The 15,931-nt window shown below is 68.9% G+C and carries 11 protein-coding genes; 6 read left to right on the top strand and 5 right to left on the bottom strand.

Going from position 1 to position 15,931, the window contains the following annotated elements; all coding sequences use genetic code 11:
* Positions 1-22 precede the first annotated feature (22 nt).
* The 5 genes from Tchl_RS00330 to Tchl_RS00310 form a co-directional block, all read right to left on the bottom strand.
* Positions 23-5,929 carry an excinuclease ABC subunit UvrA gene (locus Tchl_RS00330; protein WP_075149508.1) on the bottom strand — a complete coding sequence of 1,969 codons (5,907 nt, stop codon included), beginning with the start codon at positions 5,927-5,929 and terminating at the stop codon, positions 23-25.
* Positions 5,930-6,231: 302 nt separating this feature from the next.
* A complete protein-coding gene (locus Tchl_RS00325; RefSeq protein ID WP_075146646.1) occupies positions 6,232-7,269 on the bottom strand; it encodes a DMT family transporter in 1,038 nt (345 codons plus the stop codon).
* Positions 7,270-7,340: 71 nt separating this feature from the next.
* Positions 7,341-8,015 (bottom strand): transmembrane anchor protein, encoded by a 675-nt coding sequence (locus tag Tchl_RS00320; protein WP_075146645.1) that lies wholly within the window; start codon positions 8,013-8,015, stop codon positions 7,341-7,343.
* Positions 8,016-8,035: 20 nt separating this feature from the next.
* On the bottom strand, positions 8,036-8,770 hold the full coding sequence (locus Tchl_RS00315; RefSeq protein ID WP_075146644.1) for a HupE/UreJ family protein: 735 nt from the start codon (positions 8,768-8,770) through the stop codon (positions 8,036-8,038).
* Between the two features lie 61 nt (positions 8,771-8,831).
* On the bottom strand, positions 8,832-9,236 hold the full coding sequence (locus Tchl_RS00310) for a hypothetical protein (protein WP_075146643.1): 405 nt from the start codon (positions 9,234-9,236) through the stop codon (positions 8,832-8,834).
* 583 nt (positions 9,237-9,819) lie between these two features.
* Between Tchl_RS00310 and Tchl_RS00305 the strand changes: the two genes are divergently transcribed.
* The 6 genes from Tchl_RS00305 to mnhG all read left to right on the top strand — a co-directional run bounded on the left by Tchl_RS00305 (position 9,820) and on the right by mnhG (position 15,906).
* The gene (locus tag Tchl_RS00305; RefSeq protein WP_075146642.1) at positions 9,820-12,711 is read left to right on the top strand and encodes a monovalent cation/H+ antiporter subunit A; all 2,892 of its coding nucleotides are present in this window, start codon (positions 9,820-9,822) and stop codon (positions 12,709-12,711) included.
* Positions 12,711-13,052, top strand: a complete 342-nt coding sequence (locus tag Tchl_RS00300) for a Na+/H+ antiporter subunit C (RefSeq protein WP_075146641.1) — start codon at positions 12,711-12,713, stop codon at positions 13,050-13,052. Before Tchl_RS00305 ends, Tchl_RS00300 begins: the two co-directional genes overlap by 1 nt.
* Positions 13,049-14,674 (top strand): monovalent cation/H+ antiporter subunit D, encoded by a 1,626-nt coding sequence (locus Tchl_RS00295; RefSeq protein WP_075146640.1) that lies wholly within the window; start codon positions 13,049-13,051, stop codon positions 14,672-14,674. The genes Tchl_RS00300 and Tchl_RS00295 overlap by 4 nt, the downstream gene beginning before the upstream one ends.
* Positions 14,671-15,189: a Na+/H+ antiporter subunit E gene (locus Tchl_RS00290; protein WP_075146639.1), complete on the top strand. Its 519-nt coding sequence runs from the start codon at positions 14,671-14,673 to the stop codon at positions 15,187-15,189. The genes Tchl_RS00295 and Tchl_RS00290 overlap by 4 nt, the downstream gene beginning before the upstream one ends.
* Positions 15,186-15,470 (top strand): K+/H+ antiporter subunit F, encoded by a 285-nt coding sequence (locus tag Tchl_RS00285; protein ID WP_075146638.1) that lies wholly within the window; start codon positions 15,186-15,188, stop codon positions 15,468-15,470. The genes Tchl_RS00290 and Tchl_RS00285 overlap by 4 nt, the downstream gene beginning before the upstream one ends.
* A gap of 79 nt (positions 15,471-15,549) precedes the next feature.
* On the top strand, positions 15,550-15,906 hold the full coding sequence (gene mnhG, locus Tchl_RS00280; protein ID WP_075146637.1) for a monovalent cation/H(+) antiporter subunit G: 357 nt from the start codon (positions 15,550-15,552) through the stop codon (positions 15,904-15,906).
* Positions 15,907-15,931: the final 25 nt, after the last annotated feature.

Genomic DNA, 15,931 nt, shown 5'->3' with positions numbered 1-15,931 from the left:
TCCATGGTTCCGCTGCACCGCATCATCCGGGCCTGCGCTGCACCAGGAACTCACGCAGATGGCGCCCGGTGTGTGAGGCCGGCGTCGCCATCGCCACCTCGGGCGGGCCTTCGGCCACCACCCGGCCGCCGCCGTCGCCGCCTTCCGGGCCGAGGTCGATCAACCAGTCGGCCTCGGCGATGACGTCGAGGTCGTGCTCGATCACCAGCACGCTGTGGCCGGCATCCGTCAGGCGGTGGAGCACACGGATCAGCTTGTCCACGTCGGCCATGTGCAGGCCCACGGTGGGCTCGTCGAGCACGTACAGGCTGTGCTTGTCGGCGGGCAGCGGCACGCCGCCGGTGTCCTCGGCATCGCCCGGGCGGCGGCGCACCTTGGCCAGTTCGGTCACCAGCTTGATGCGCTGCGCCTCGCCGCCCGACAGCGTCGGGCTGGGCTGGCCCAGGCTCAGGTAGCCGAGGCCGACGTCCTGCAGCAGCTGCAGCGGGTGGGCGATTGCCGGATGGGCGGAGAAGAAGCCCACCGCCTCGTCCACCGCCATCGCCAGCACCTCGGCCACGGTCCTGTCCTTCCACCGCACCGACAGGGTCTCTGCGTTGAAGCGCGCGCCGCCGCAGCCCTCGCACGGCGTCTTGACGTCGGGCAGGAAGCTCATCTCCACCGTGGTCTGGCCGGCGCCGTCGCACACCGGGCAGCGCCCGGCGCCGGTATTGAAGGAGAAGCGCGAGGCGTTCCAGCCGCGGGTGCGGGCATCGAAAGTGTCGGCGAAGAGCTTGCGAACCGCATCCCAGAAGCCGACGTAGGTCGCCGGGCAGGAGCGCGGGGTCTTGCCGATCGGGGTCTGGTCGACTTCGAGCACGCGGCCGAGCTGCTGCCAGCCGCGAATCGCCTTGCAGCCGACCAGCGCCTGGTCGACCTCGTTGGGTTGGGCCTGGCCGCGGCGGCGGGCACGGGTGGCCTCGGGGTCGCCCAGCCGCGCCCGCAGGTTGGTGTGGATCACGTCGCGCGCGAGGCTGGACTTGCCCGAGCCGGAGACGCCGGTGACCACGGTGAGGCGCGCGAGCGGGATGCGCACCGAAAGGTCGCGCAGGTTGTGCAGGTTGGCGCCCTCGATGCGGATCGCCGCATGCTCGTCTGCCACCGCGCGGCGCGGACGCAGCGGATGCTGCAGCGGGTGGCGGAAGCATTCGCCGGTGGCCGATTCGGGCGCGTTCAACAGATCGTCGATGGTGCCCTCAGCGACCACGCGGCCGCCGCGCACGCCGGCGCCGGGGCCGAGGTCGATGACGTGGTCGGCGCGGCGGATGGTGTCCTCGTCGTGCTCCACCACCAGCAGCGTGTTGCCGCGGTCGCGCAGGGCTTCGAGGGTGTCGAGCAGCAGGCGGTTGTCGCGCGGATGGAGGCCGATGGTGGGCTCGTCGAGGATGTAGCACACCCCGCGCAGGTTGGAGCCGAGCTGGGCGGCGAGGCGGATGCGCTGCGCCTCACCGCCCGACAGCGTGGGCGCGGCACGGTCGAGGGCGAGGTAGCCGAGGCCAACGTGCTGGAGGAAGGCCAGCCGCCCGCGGATTTCGCTCACCAGGTCGCGGGCGATGTCGGTTTCGCGCGCGTTGAGCGCCAGATCGGCGAAGAAGCCCGCCGCCTTGTCCACCGGCCAGGCGGCGAGCTGGTGCAGGCCGAGTTCGCGGAAGCGCACCGCGCGCGCCACCGGGTTGAGGCGCGCGCCGGCGCAGGCGGGGCAGGGCTCGTCGCTGACGATGACTTCTTCCGCATCGCCGAGGTCGAGCGCATCCGGGTCGTCGATGCGCGCCGCGGTCTTCAGCCCGGTGCCGTAGCACTTGGGGCACCAGCCGTGCTTGGCGTTGTACGAGAACAGGCGCGGATCGGGCTCGGGAAAGCCGGTGCCGCAGCTCGGGCAGGCGCGCAGGGTGGAGAAGGTGATCGGCGCCGCGCCGGGCTTGCCGGTCTCGAGCACCTTGATCACGCCCTTGCCGATCTCCAGCGCCTGGTGCACGAGCTCGCGCAGCGTGGCCTCGTGCTCGGGCTGCACCACCACCCTGCCGGCGGGCAGCTCGATGTTGTGCTCCTTGTAGCGGTCCAGGCGCGGCCACCTGGCGGTGGGCAGGTAGTCGCCATCGACGCGCAGTTGCGCATGGCCCTTGGCCCGCGCCCACTTGGCGAGGTCGGTGTACAGGCCCTTGCGGTTGACCACCAGCGGCGCCAGCACCTCGACCGAAGCGCCGCGCAGCTCACGCTGAAGCTGGGCGACGATGGCCTCGAAGCTCTGCGGCGTCACCGCCACGTCGCAGTCGGGGCAGAACTGGGTGCCCAGCTTGACGTACATCAGACGCAGGAAGGGGTGGATCTCGGTCAGCGTCGCCACCGTGCTCTTCCTGCCGCCGCGGCTGGTGCGCTGCTCGATCGCCACCGTGGGCGGAATGCCGAACAGGCCATCGACGTCGGGCCGGCTGGCGGGCTGGACGAACTGGCGGGCGTAGGCGTTGAGCGATTCCAGGTAGCGGCGCTGGCCCTCGCCGAAGACGATGTCGAAGGCCAGCGTGGACTTACCCGAACCGGACAGGCCGGTGATCACGGTGAAGCGGTCGCGCGGGATCTGCAGGCTGACGTTCTTCAGGTTGTGCTCGCGGGCGTGGCGGATTTCAATCGCCGGAGCGGCGATCGGGCGATATTGCGCCCGCGGTTCCGCGACCCCGGTTTCCGTCCCGAGGGAAATAGGGGACAGACCGGAATTTTCCGGCCCCGTGACGAATGCATGGCCGTAGGGGCGACCCGGCGGGTCGCCCCTAGCCCCCGTCGCGCGCCCTGTCGGCCTGGCCCCGATTTTCCTCAGCGCCTCGGCGTAATCGCGCAGCGCGGCGCCGGTATGCGAAGCGGCATGGGCGCGCACCGTCTCGGGCGGGCCTTCGACGACGATCGCACCGCCCTCTTCGCCGCCCTCGGGGCCGAGGTCGATGATCCAGTCGGCAGCGGCGATCACGTCGAGGTTGTGCTCGATGACGATCAGCGAGTGGCCGGCCTGCAGCAGCTTGTCGAAGGCGCCGAGGAGGGTGGCGACATCCTCGAAATGCAGGCCGGTGGTGGGTTCGTCGAACAGGAACAGCAGGCCCGGCTCCGGCTTGCCCCCAGCTTTGCCCCCAGACTTATCCACAGCACTGGCTTTGCGTACAGGCTTGCGCTGTGCGGCTTCGGCGAGGTGGCCGGCGAGCTTGAGGCGTTGCGCTTCGCCGCCCGACAGCGTCGGCACCGGCTGGCCGAGGCGCAGGTAGTCGAGGCCGACGTCGGCCAGCGGCGCGAGTGCGGCGAGGACCTTGGGATGCGCGCCGAACACGTCCAGCGCCTCGTGCACGGTCAGCGCCAGCACATCCGCCACCGACAGCCCGTTCCATTGCAATTCAAGCACTTCGGGCCGATAGCGCTTGCCGTCACAGTCCGGGCAGCGCAGCCAGACGTCGGACAGGAACTGCATCTCGACGTGCTCGAAACCGGAGCCGGTGCAGGTGGGACAGCGGCCGTGGCCGGCGTTGAAGCTGAAGGTGCCGGGGGTATAGCCGCGCTGCTGCGCCTCCGGCAGGGCGGCGAACAGGGCGCGGATCGGGTCCCAGGCGCCAACGTAGCTGACCGGGTTGGAGCGCGAGCTCTTGCCGATCGGCGACTGGTCCACCATCACCACACCGCGTAACTTATCCACACCCGCGAGGCGGTCGAAGGCTCCCGCCTCGGCACCGCCGGCGGCCTCACCGAAGTGGCGTGCGAGCGCCGGATGGAGCACGTCCTGGATCAGCGTCGATTTGCCCGAGCCGGACACCCCGGTGAGACAGGTCAGGCGCCGCAGCGGGAAGCCCACGCTGAGGTCGCGCAGGTTGTGCTGGCGCGCACCGACCAGCTTCAGGCGCGGCGTGTCGGCGTCCACCGGGCGCGGCGGGCGATCGACGTCGATGCGCTTCCTGCCCGCCAGCCAGGGGCCGGTCACCGAATCGGGGTTGGCGGCGATCTCCGCCGGCGTGCCGCGGGCGACGATGTTGCCGCCGCGCTCGCCGGGGCCGGGACCGATCTCGAGCAACTCATCGGCGGCCACCATCACCTGCGGGTCGTGCTCGACCACCACCAGGGTGTTGCCGGCGTCGCGCAACCGCGTCATCACCCCGAGGATGCGGCCGATGTCACGCGGATGGAGCCCGATCGAAGGTTCGTCGAGCACGAACAGGGTATTCACCAGCGAAGTGCCGAGCGCGGTGGTCAGGTTGATGCGCTGCACTTCGCCGCCCGACAGCGTGCGCGACTGGCGGTCCAGGGTCAGGTAGCCGAGGCCGACGTCGGCAAGGTAGGCGAGCCGGCTGCGGATCTCGCCCAGCACCAACGCGGTGGCCTCGTCCGCCGCACCGGGCAGCGCCAGGGCCTCGATCGCCGCGCGGATGCGATCGACCGGCAGCGCCATCAGTTCGTGGATCGCAATACCGGTCGACCGCCCCGTAGGAGCGGCTTCAGCCGCGATCACCCGACCCTTCCCGCCATGGTCGATAGCCTCCGCAGGTTCACGGCTAAAGCCGCTCCTGCCGAAACCCTGCCCCGCAATCGGCAGCCGCCACAGCAGCGCATCCGGCTTCAGCCGCGCGCCGTGGCAGGCGGGGCACTCCGTGTAGCTGCGGTAGCGCGACAGCAGCACGCGGATGTGCATCTTGTAGGCCTTGCTCTCGAGCCAGTCGAAGAAGTGGCGCACGCCGTACCAGTAGCGCGGCCACGAGCTGTCCCAGCTCTTCCACTTCGGGTCGCCCTCGAACAGCCAGGCGCGATGCTCCGGCGGCAGGTCACGCACCGGGATGTCCATCGCCACCCCGGCCTTCTTCGCCATCTTCGCCAGGTCGTCCTGGCATTCGCGGTAGCTCTCGGTCTGCCACGGCTTCACCGCGCCTTCGGCCAGCGTTTTTGACTCGTCGGGTACGACCAGGCCGTGATCGACGCCGATCACGCGGCCGAAGCCGCGGCAGGTGTCGCAGGCGCCGATCGGTGAGTTGAACGAGAACAGGCCGGGCGTGGGCTCCGAATAATGAAGGTCGCAGTCTGCGCAGTGCAGGCCGGACGAATAGCGCCACACCGCCTCGCCCGGCGTCCCCGTCCCATTCCTTGTCTCCGAGTTCACGCCTTCGCCTGACACATACACCGACAGCCGACCATGGCCGCGCTGCAGCGCCGCCTCCAGCGCTTCGGCCAGGCGCGCATCCTCGGCGTTCGATGCGCGGAAGCGGTCCTGCACCACCTGCAGCACGTCCTGCCCTTCGGCGCCGGCCCCGGCGCACCGTTCCTGGATCCGGGTATAGCCCTGCGCGGCGAGCAGCCCGGCGACCTCGTCCGCGCTGAAGTTCGCCGGCACCGCCAGCGGAAAGCACACCACCAGGCGCGGATCGCCCGTCGCCGCCGCGCGCACGCGCAGGTCGGCGGCGATGCTGTCGGCCGAATCGCGCCGCACCGGCTTGCCACAACCGCAGCAGTGCAGCTGCGCGGCGCGCGCGTAGAGCAGCTTGAAGTGGTCGGCGAGCTCGGTCATCGTCCCCACCGTCGAGCGCGAGGTGCGCACCGGGTTGGTCTGGTCGATCGCGATCGCCGGCGGCACGCCCTCGATCCGATCCACCTGCGGCTTGTCCATGCGGTCGAGGAACTGGCGCGCGTAGGGCGAGAAAGTCTCGACGTAGCGCCGCTGGCCCTCGGCGTACAAGGTGTCGAACACCAGCGAGGACTTGCCCGAGCCCGACACCCCGGTGACCACGGTGAGGCGGTTCAGCGCCAGGTCGAGCGAGAGGTTGCGCAGGTTGTTCTGGCGCGCGCCGCGGATGCGGATGGCGTCGGCGACCGAGGCGGGGGCCACCGAAACGGAAGAACCAACCGGAATGTAGCGGGGTGCGGAGGCGGGCATGGGGAGCGAGGCGAAGGCGGAAGCCGCCATTTTAGGCGGGGATCGGGCTCGGACCCATGTCCAGGGGGGAAAGGTTCCTGCGGGGGCTGCGGGGCGTGGGGTGGGCGGCAGGCTGTCGGCCAATGATGTCGCTCGATTCCGCCCGGCGATATGCGAGAGGAATTACCGGTTGCCGAAATCTCCAGCTCACCCTACCGAGCCAATCCAGCCGTCGGGCACTTCGTGGTGCGAACGGCAAGTAACCGAGTGAAGCCGTCACCTCGCATGACATGTTGGGGACGCGAAATTGGTGCTTCGTTCAATCAATGTGAGTGCCGATGGTGGATGTCTGGAAAGTGCGGGTGCTTGTGGGCCAGCCCCTTGTGGCGGTGCCAATGCTCATGTGGCTCGTCACTGTTCCAGGCGAAGTCGTGTTCGTGCTGGTGGTGTTCGTCATGGGTGTGCCGATGGCCATGCTCCATCGGCTCATGCGTGTGCTCGTGGTGCTCGGTGAGGTGTAGCCACACCCCCCAGCCCATCAGGGCTGCCGCAATCCAGAATGCGCTCGAGGTCGACTCGCCGAGCAGGACCAGCGACACGGCCGCACCGATGAAGGGCGCGGTCGAGAAGTAGGCGCCGGTACGCGCCGTGCCCAGTCCGCGCAGCGCAAGCACAAAGAGCACCAGGCTGATGCCATAGCCGAACAACCCGACGACCATGGTGCCGAGCAGGACCGCGCCGTCCGGCAGGCTCGCGCCGAGCGCAAACGCCAGCCCGACGTTGACCGTGCCCGCCACTGCACCCTTCGTGGCCGCGATGAAGAGCGCATCCGATGCCGACACGCGCCGCGTCAGGTTGTTGTCGATTGCCCAGCACAGACAGCCAGCGGCGATGGCTAGCGGACCGATCCAATCGTTCGCGCCCTCTTCACCACCCGACCAGGACAGCACGACACCTCCGGCCACGATCGCGAGCATGCCGAGCACGATGCGGCGGTCGGTGTTCTCCCTGAACACGACCCACGCAATTGCGGCGGTCAGTACCGCTTCAAGGTTGAGCAGCAGCGACGCGGTCGCGGCACTTGTGCGCGTGAGACCGAACATCAGCGCGAGGGGGCCGAGCACGCCGCCGAAGAAGATCGCCCCCAGCAGCCACCGCCATTCCCCCTCGGCCAGGCCGGAGGGCGTCCAGCTGCGATCGCGGATCAGACGCGACGCAGCCAGCCCGAGCCCGCTGCCAAGGTAGAGCAAGCCGGCCAGCAACCACGGCGACATCTCGCCGACCAGCAGCTTGGCGAACGGGGTGCTCGCGCCGAACAAGGCCGCCGCGAGCAACGCATGGATCACGTAGATGTTGTTCATTGCCCTTGCCAGACCGGTGTGGCCAGAATGATCGGAAGCGCCCCCACCCCGGCGGGATGGGGGCGCTGCGCTTACAGCACGCGCTCGATTTTGGTGTAATCGCCTTGGATCTTGAGCGTGACCGTGACGTCGAAGCCGGAGCGGTTCCGCCAGAACCAGCCGTGCTTGCCATCGAACGCGGCAACCAGGTCGCCCTGGTTGCCGAGCTCGTTACGCCCCTTGCCGTAGCCGTGATAGAAGTTTTTCGGCGCGTCGTAGGGGTCGCCATGGGTGTCGAAGTTCACCGGGCCACCGGCGCTCGCCCACTCATAGCGGACACGGCTGTCCTTGTTCATCGTCAGTTTGACTTCGGCGCCCTGGCCGGGCTTGAGCGTCACAGTCACCGTGTCCTTGCGTCCGGCGGCGGGCTCGGGCGCGACCGCTGTGGGCGTTGGAGCGGCCACCGCGACCGGCGCAGGCGCCGCTTCGGCACGAGCCGCAGGTGCGACGGCTACGGGCTGTGAAGGCGCCGTTTCCGTAGCAACGCGCTCTTCTGCGCGAGCCTCAGCCGCCAGCGACATCTTGATTTCGCCCATCGGCGTCAGACCGAGTGCGCGGCCGATGCCCGTGGGGTCGATGCCGTACTCGGCGGGCAGCACGGTGGTGACGAGCAGTCCGCCAGCAATCAGGGCAGCCAGGGCGGTCGAGCGCAGCAGATTGCCGGTGCTCGGCAAGTCGGCGCGCTTGGGGAGGTCAGTGTTGTACATGGTCGATAACTCCAGGAGTCTCAGGATACGAAGAGGCCGGTGAGCTGATAGCCGATCAGCATGAACCCGGCGCACATCATGGCGACGTTGGCGGTATAGGCGTGCTGGAAGAAGCCGGCCGTACGGCGCCAGAAGCCCATCGCGATCAGGATCGCGCCGAGCGCGAGCAACTGGCCGATCTCCACGCCGACGTTGAACGCTAGCAGGTTGGGCAGCAGGCCATCGCGAGCGATCTCGAACTCCTGGATCTTGGCCGCGAGGCCGAAGCCGTGGAACAGACCGAAGACCAGGGTCGCCGCCTTGGTGTTCGGCTGCACGCCGAACCAGCGCTGGAAGGCGCCCAGGTTGTCGAGCGCCTTGTAGACGACCGATAGGCCGATGATCGCGTCGATCAGGTAGGCATTGACGTTCACCCCGGCATAGACGCCGTACAGCATGGTGACCGAGTGCCCGATCGCGAACAGGCTGACGTAGAGCGCGATGTCCTTGAGCTTGTAGAGGAAGAAGATCACCCCGGCGAGGAACAGCAGATGATCGTAACCGGTGACCATGTGCTTGGCGCCAAGGTAGGTGAAGGGCAGCAGGTGCGTGCCCGAGATCTCCTGGATGTAGCCCTTGTCGCCCTCGGCCACGCCATGGGCGTGCGCAAAAGCGGTCAGGAACAAGTAGAGCAGCACGCCAGTGAAAGCGTGCAGCATCGTCCGGGCGCGTGGCAGCACGGCTGCCCGCCCCCGGCTGGGGAAGGAATGCGTCATGAGAGTCTTCCAATGAAGTTTGCTGGGTGAGTCCGGCGCTTCACGCGCGGGACTCGACAGGTCAAACGATCAGGAGACGTTTTGGCGGGCGCTCGAGCGTGGCGCAGGGCGCGGGATAGGCGGGTCGACGCTCTTCGGCGATCCACTGATTCGAAAGCGGCGGAACACCTATCGCGTGCGTGGGTGGCACGTTCGGCTTGTCATGGCTGTGATCAGCCGCGTTGTGACCGTGTTGGTGGGGGCCGCCCTCGTCCTCAAAGTCATCATGGCTATGGCCATGATCGTATTGATCCGTGGTCGCTCCGGCATGCGAGTGGGTAGTCGCACGCAAGGGGGCGTGCGACAGGGATGTTGCGCTTGAGAACGCGAACAGGGCATGCGAGAGCATCAGCAGCCCGATCAGCACTCTCGCCAGTGCGCGGGCGATCTTTTTCGTGAAGATGGGGGTGGCGAGAAGAAAGGTCATGTCGGGTCGGGTTCGGGAAGGCGGAGAACCTTTCGCGATCTGTGGCCGGTTTATACAGGAGTCGGGTCGATCCGGCAATTCGGCAACACTCGGAAACGAGCGTGGGCAAAAGGGTGTTTCGACACTTGGCGCCGGGTGGATGGATCGCCTGGTTCGGATGCACCTTGCTGGTTTGACTACAGTTCAGCCAAGTGCTTCCGTGCGTGGAGTCTGAGTTGATCGCGTCGATCGGACGGCCGGTTTCTGGGCAGAGCGGCCACCCGAGCGGCCGATCTGCCTGCGAGCCGAACGGCGGGTCGTGGCCGAGTGTGTGAGGTCGGGCTGAGTGCTCAGTAGCTGCCGTTGGCGATCAGGCGGAGGTCACCCTGAGTGGCCGCACCGGCCGACAATCTACCACTACCTTCGTTTGACCGTCGTGCCTCGTCGATCAGCCACCGCGCGCATCCAGCCGCACGCGGCCAAACATCCGGAAAATCTGGTATTGAACTTGCTGTGATAAATTCCGCATCGCACCGGGGTCTGCCGCAGCACCCCCCGACCTCTCCACCACGCCCGAACCGACCTGCCGTTCGATCCCTTTTCGATGCTGCTCGCCGCCCTCATTTTTCTTCCCTTCCTCGGCAGTCTGGCCGCGGCCCTGATGCCGCAGGACGCCCGCAACCACGAGTCCTGGCTGGCGATCGCGGTGGCGGTGGGCGGGATGGCGATCGTCGGCATGCTGTTGCCGCAGATCGTCGGCGGCGAGGTCGTGCGCGCGGAGTTCGCCTGGCTGCCGGCGAACGGGCTGCACTTCGTGCTACGGGTCGATGGCCTGGCGTGGGTGTTCGCCATGCTGGTGCTGGCGATCGGGCTGCTGGTGGTTCTCTACGCGCGCTATTACATGTCGCCGGAAGATCCGGTGCCGCGCTTCTTCGCCTTCCTGCTCGCCTTCATGGGCTCGATGCTGGGGGTGGTGCTGTCGGGCAACCTGGTGCAGCTGGTGGTGTTCTGGGAACTCACCAGCCTCACTTCCTTCCTGCTGATCGGCTACTGGCACCACCGCGCCGACGCCCGCCGCGGCGCGCGCATGGCGTTCACGGTGACGGCGAGCGGCGGCCTGTGCCTGCTCGCCGGGGTGCTGGTGCTCGGCCACATCGTCGGCAGCTACGACCTCGATACGGTGCTCGCCGCCGGTGACACCATCCGCGCTCACGAGCTCTACCGGCCCGCGCTGGTGCTGATCGCGCTCGGCGCGCTGACCAAGAGCGCCCAGTTTCCCTTCCACTTCTGGCTGCCGCACGCGATGGCGGCGCCCACTCCGGTGTCGTCCTACCTGCACTCGGCGACGATGGTGAAGGCCGGGGTGTTCCTCCTCGTGCGCCTGTGGCCGGCGCTCGCGGGCACCCCGGAATGGACCTGGATCATCGGCGGCGCGGGGGTGTGCACCCTGCTGATCGGCGCCTTCGTCGCCATCTTCCAGCACGACCTCAAGGGCCTGCTGGCGTATTCGACGATCAGCCACCTCGGCCTGATCACCGTGCTGATCGGCATCGGCACGCCGCTGGCGATCGTCGCCGCGATCTTCCACATCCTCAACCACGCCACCTTCAAGGCCTCGCTGTTCATGGCCGCGGGCATCATCGACCACGAATCGGGCACCCGCGACCTGCGCCTGCTGCGCGGCCTGCGCCACCGGCTGCCGGTGACCGCGACCCTGGCGATCGTCGCCAGCGCGGCGATGGCGGGGGTGCCGCTGCTGAACGGCTTCCTGTCCAAGGAGATGTTCTTCGCCGAGACGCTGCACGTCGGCGGCGATCACAACTGGTGGATGTCGTACGCCGCGGTGGCGATGGGCATGTTCAGCGTCGCCTACTCGCTGCGCTTCATCTCGGTGTTCTTCGGCGCGCCGGCCCAGGGCCTGCCGCGCGAGCCGCACGAACCGCCGCGCTGGATGCGTTTTCCGGTCGAACTGCTGGTGCTGGCCTGCCTCGTCGTCGGCATTGCCCCCGGGGTCAGCATCGGGCCGCTGCTGCACCTCGCGGTGGTGGCGACCCTGGGCGAGGCGACACCGGCCTACGACCTGGCGGTGTGGCACGGCGTGAACCTGCCGCTGCTGATGAGCGTGGGCGCGCTCGTCGGCGGGGTGCTGCTCTACGCGGTGCTGCGCCGCCACTTCGACCTCGCGCAGCGCGAGCGCGTGCCGCTGATCCACCGCTTGAACGGCGCCCAGGCTTACGAGACCACCATGCTGCAACTCACCCGCGGTGCGGAGTGGCTGCTGCATCGCGTCGGCACGCGCCGGCTGCAGCCGCAGCTGCTGCTGATGATGGGGCTGCTGCTGCTCGTCCCGCCCTTGCTCGCCGGCGCGCCGCCGGCGTGGACCGCGATCCCGCGGCAGGACTTCGACCCGCTCTTCGCCGGGGTCTGGGCGATCGGCGCAGGCTGCGCGGTGGCCGGGGCGTGGATGGCGAAATACCACCGCCTCGCCGCGCTCACGCTGGTCGGCGGCACCGGCATCGTCACCGCCGCGACCTTCCTGTGGCTGTCGGCGCCCGATCTGGCGCTGACCCAGCTGATGGTGGAGACGGTGACCACGGTGCTGATCCTGCTCGGCCTGCGCTGGCTGCCGCCGCGGCTCGAGTCGATCGCCGGCCCGGTCCAGCCGCTGTGGCGGGTGTGGGCGCGCCGTGCGCGCGACCTCGCGCTCGCGCTCGGCGGCGGGGGCGCGCTGGCGGCGCTGACCTACGCGGTGCTGGTGCACCCGGCCTCGGACACGATCGCCGACTTCTTCCTCCTCAACGCCCTCGGCGGCGGCGGGGGCAGCAATGTGGTGAACGTGCTGCTGGTGGACTTCCGCAGTTTCGATACCCTGGGCGAGATCACCGTGCTCGCGATCGTCGCGCTCACCGTCTATGCCCTGCTGCGCCGCTTCCGCCCGGCGCCCGAGAGCGCGGGCATCCCACCGCAGCAGCGCTTCGAGGCCGATCCGGCGAGCGGGCAGAGCCCCGCCGAGCAGGCCAACGGCGGCTACCTGCTGGTGGCGGGCATCTATCTGCGCCTGCTGCTGCCCTTCATGGGGGTGATCGCGGTGTATTTCTTCATGCGCGGCCACAACCTGCCCGGTGGCGGCTTCGTCGCCGGCCTGATCTTCGCGGTGGCGATCCTCGTCCAGTACATGCTCGCCGGCACGGTATGGGTCGAGAGCCACGTGCACCTGCGCCCGCACCGCTGGCTCGGCTTCGGCCTGCTGCTGGCGTGCGCCACCGGCCTCGGTGCCTGGTGGTTCGGCCATCCCTTCCTCACCACCCACACCGCCCATGTGGACTGGCCGCTGGTGGGCGAGCTGCACCTGCCGAGCGCCTTCGTGTTCGACCTCGGCGTGTTCGCGGCGGTGGTCGGGACCACGATGCTGATGCTGGTGGCGCTCGCCCACCAGTCGCTGCGCGCGCATCGCCAGCCCGGCGAGGAAGTGGCGGCGGACGGGGGGAGGACTTGATGGAAGCGGTGTTTGCGATCGCCGTCGGCGTGGTGTTCGGCGCGGGGATCTGGCTGATCCTGCGCCCGCGCACGTTCCAGTTCATCACCGGGCTGCTGCTGATGTCCTACGCGGTCAATCTGTTCATTTTCGCGATGGGGCGGCTGTGGGTGGACAAACCCCCGATCACGCCCGCCCCCGGCATCGACCCGGCGCAGTTCGCCGACCCGCTGCCGCAGGGCCTGGTGCTGACCGCGATCGTGATCGGCTTCGCCACCACCGCGCTCTACCTGGTGATGATGATCGGCGCACGCGGCCTGTCGGGCAGCGACCACGTCGATGGCGAGGAGCCGCGGCAATGAGCGTGTTGCCCTGGGTGAACCACCTCATCATCGTCCCCGTGCTGCTGCCGCTGGTGGTGGGGGCGCTGATGATCCCGATCAATCAGAAGCGCCACGGGCTCAAGTTCGCCCTCGGCCTGGCGAGCGGGGTGCTGCTGTGGGTGGCCGCGCTCGCGCTGCTGGTGCTGGCCGATGGCGGGCACTGGCCGGGCGGCATCGGCGTGTATCTGGCCGCCAACTGGGCGGCGCCGTTCGGCATCGCGCTGGTGGCCGACCGCCTCTCGGCGCTGATGCTGGTGCTCACCGCGACGATTGCGCTCGCCGTGCTGGTGTTCTCGGCGCGGCGCTGGGACCGCGTCGGGGTGAGCTTCCATCCGTTCTTCCAGTTCCTGCTGATGGGGCTCAACGGCGCCTTCCTGACCCACGACCTGTTCAACCTCTTCGTCTTCTTCGAGGTGATGCTGGCGGCCTCCTACGGCCTCGTGCTGCACGGCTACAACCTGCGTCGCATCCAGGCCGGCATGCAGTACATCGCGGTGAACCTGGTGGCTTCGCTGCTGTTCCTGATCGGGGTGGCGCTGATCTACGCCGCCACCGGCACGCTCAACATCGCCGACCTCGGCGCCCGGGTGGCCCTGCTCGGGGCGCAGGACGCCTGGCTGCTGCAGATCGGCGCGGTGGCGCTGGCGCTCGCCTTCCTGACCAAGGGCGCGATGTGGCCGCTCGGCTTCTGGCTGCCCACCACCTACGCCTCGGCCTCGGCACCGGTGGGGGCGATGCTGGTGCTGATGACCAAGGTCGGCGTATATGCGGTGCTGCGGGTGTGGCTGGCGGTGTTCGGCGATCAGGCCGGTGCGCTCGGCGGCTTCGGTTTTGCCGCGCTGACGGTCGGCGGCATGGCGACCCTGCTGTTCGGTGCGATCGGCATGCTCGCGAGCCAGGACGGCGGGCGCATGGCGGGCTACGGTGCGATCGTGTCCTCGGGCACGCTGCTCGCGGTGATCGGCCATTCGGGCAGCGCGGTGCTGGCTTCGGGGCTGTACTACCTGCTCGGCTCGACGCTGGCGATGGCGGCGTTCATGCTGCTGATCGAGCTCACCGAGCGCATCCGCCCGCCCGGTGCGGCACTGCTGGCGATCACGATGGAGGCCTTCGCGATCGAGGACAAGCCCGAGGATCCGGTCGGGGTCGGCATTCCCGGCACCCTCGCCTTCCTCGGCCTGAGCTTCGCCGCCTGCGCCCTGGTGATCGCCGGGATGCCGCCGCTGGCGGGCTTCGTCGCCAAGTTCAGCCTCTTCCACGCGATGCTCGCCGCATCATCGGACAAGGTGCCGGCAATGACCTGGCTGCTGATCGCGCTGATGGTGGTCGGCGGGCTGGCGGCGATCATCGCGCTGATGCGCCTGGGGGTGCGCACCTTCTGGGCCGCGGGCGTGGTCACGCCGCCGCGCCTGCAGTTTTCCGAGGCGGTGCCGGTGGGCGCGCTGGTGATGCTGTGCGTGCTGCTGACGGTGCAGGCGGGCACGGTGTTCGAATACCTCGGGCGCACCACCGAGGGGCTGCTGCGCGGCGCCGACTACGCCCTGCGCGTGCTCGGCGAGCCCGCCGTGCAGCGGCTTCCCGCCGCCGAGGGGGGGCGATGAGACGCTGGCTGCCTTCACCGCTGCTGTCGCTGACGCTGCTGCTGATGTGGCTGCTGCTCAACCAGAGCGCGGAACCGGCGCACTGGCTGCTCGGCGCCGTGCTCGGCATCGTCGCGCCACTGCTCGCGCGCCCGCTGCAGCCGCATGGCCATGCGCGCATCCGCCGCCCGCTGGCGCTGGCCCGGCTGCTGTGGATGGCGGCGATCGAGATCGTGCGCTCCTGCTTCAACGTCACCCAGATCATCCTGCTGCGCCGCTCGGCCGACGTGAACTCGCAGTTCATCCGCGTGCCGCTCGAGCTGAAGAGCCCCCACGGCCTGGCGCTGCTGTCCTGCCTGATCAATTCGACCCCCGGCACGGTGTGGGTGGAGATCCTCCCCGAGCGCTACGAACTGCTGCTCCACGTCTTCGACCTGCACGACGAGGCGTGGTGGGTGGATACCATCAAGACGCGTTACGAACAGCCCATCATCGAGGTGTTCGAGACGCCCGACACCCGAGGAGACCGGACATGACGACGGCGACGCTGCTCTCGGCGGCGATTTATTTCGCACTCGCCTGCGTGGTGCTGGCGATGCTGCTGTGCACGCTGCGCCTGATGATCGGCCCGTCCGCGCAGGACCGCGTGCTGGCGCTCGACACGCTGTGGATGTGCGTGATGGTGCTGGCGCTGCTGCTGGGCATCCGCCACGGCAGCCAGATCTATTTCGAAGCGGCGCTGATCATCGCCTTGCTCGGCTTCGTGTCCACGATCGCGCTCGCCAAGTTCCTGATGCGCGGGGAGGTGATCGAATGAGCGCATCCGCACGGCCGTCCGAAGGAAAGCGTCCGCCTCCCTCGGGGAGGAGGCCGCGCAGCGACCGGGGGGACGACCAGTGAACGGCGCCGAATCCCTGCCTTGGTGGGCGGCAGTCCCGGTCGCTTTCCTGCTGGTGCTGGGCGGCCTGATCACCGTCATCGGCACGCTCGGCCTGGCGCGGCTGCACAGCTTCTACCAGCGCATCCACGGCCCGGCGATCACGATCGCGCTCGGCGCCGGCTGCATCCTGGTGGCGTCGATGCTGTACTTCACCGTGACCCAGTCACGCCTCGTGATCCACGAACTGCTGATCAGCGGCTTCGTGCTGATGACCGCGCCGGTGGTGTCGATGCTGATCATGCGTGCGGCGGTGTATCGGGACCTGCGCGCCGCGCGCGAGATGGATGCAGGGAACGACGCGGGCAACCCCTGAAGCCGGGGGCTGGCGCAGGGCCATT

This window comes from Thauera chlorobenzoica, from assembly GCF_001922305.1.
In the GTDB taxonomy this organism is placed as follows: domain Bacteria; phylum Pseudomonadota; class Gammaproteobacteria; order Burkholderiales; family Rhodocyclaceae; genus Thauera; species Thauera chlorobenzoica.
This window is presented reverse-complemented; position numbering and strand designations above follow the sequence as displayed.

Excerpts from the sequence above, each read along its gene's own strand:
- Tchl_RS00320 (WP_075146645.1), bottom strand. The coding sequence starts at position 8,015 with ATGTACAACACTGACCTCCCCAAGCGCGCCGACTTGCCGAGCACCGGC.
- Tchl_RS00315 (WP_075146644.1), bottom strand. The coding sequence starts at position 8,770 with ATGACGCATTCCTTCCCCAGCCGGGGGCGGGCAGCCGTGCTGCCACGC.
- Tchl_RS00290 (WP_075146639.1), top strand. The coding sequence starts at position 14,671 with ATGAGACGCTGGCTGCCTTCACCGCTGCTGTCGCTGACGCTGCTGCTG.
- Tchl_RS00300 (WP_075146641.1), top strand. The coding sequence starts at position 12,711 with ATGGAAGCGGTGTTTGCGATCGCCGTCGGCGTGGTGTTCGGCGCGGGG.
- Tchl_RS00295 (WP_075146640.1), top strand. The coding sequence starts at position 13,049 with ATGAGCGTGTTGCCCTGGGTGAACCACCTCATCATCGTCCCCGTGCTG.
- Tchl_RS00330 (WP_075149508.1), bottom strand. The coding sequence starts at position 5,929 with ATGCCCGCCTCCGCACCCCGCTACATTCCGGTTGGTTCTTCCGTTTCG.
- Tchl_RS00310 (WP_075146643.1), bottom strand. The coding sequence starts at position 9,236 with ATGACCTTTCTTCTCGCCACCCCCATCTTCACGAAAAAGATCGCCCGC.
- Tchl_RS00325 (WP_075146646.1), bottom strand. The coding sequence starts at position 7,269 with ATGAACAACATCTACGTGATCCATGCGTTGCTCGCGGCGGCCTTGTTC.
- Tchl_RS00285 (WP_075146638.1), top strand. The coding sequence starts at position 15,186 with ATGACGACGGCGACGCTGCTCTCGGCGGCGATTTATTTCGCACTCGCC.
- Tchl_RS00305 (WP_075146642.1), top strand. The coding sequence starts at position 9,820 with ATGCTGCTCGCCGCCCTCATTTTTCTTCCCTTCCTCGGCAGTCTGGCC.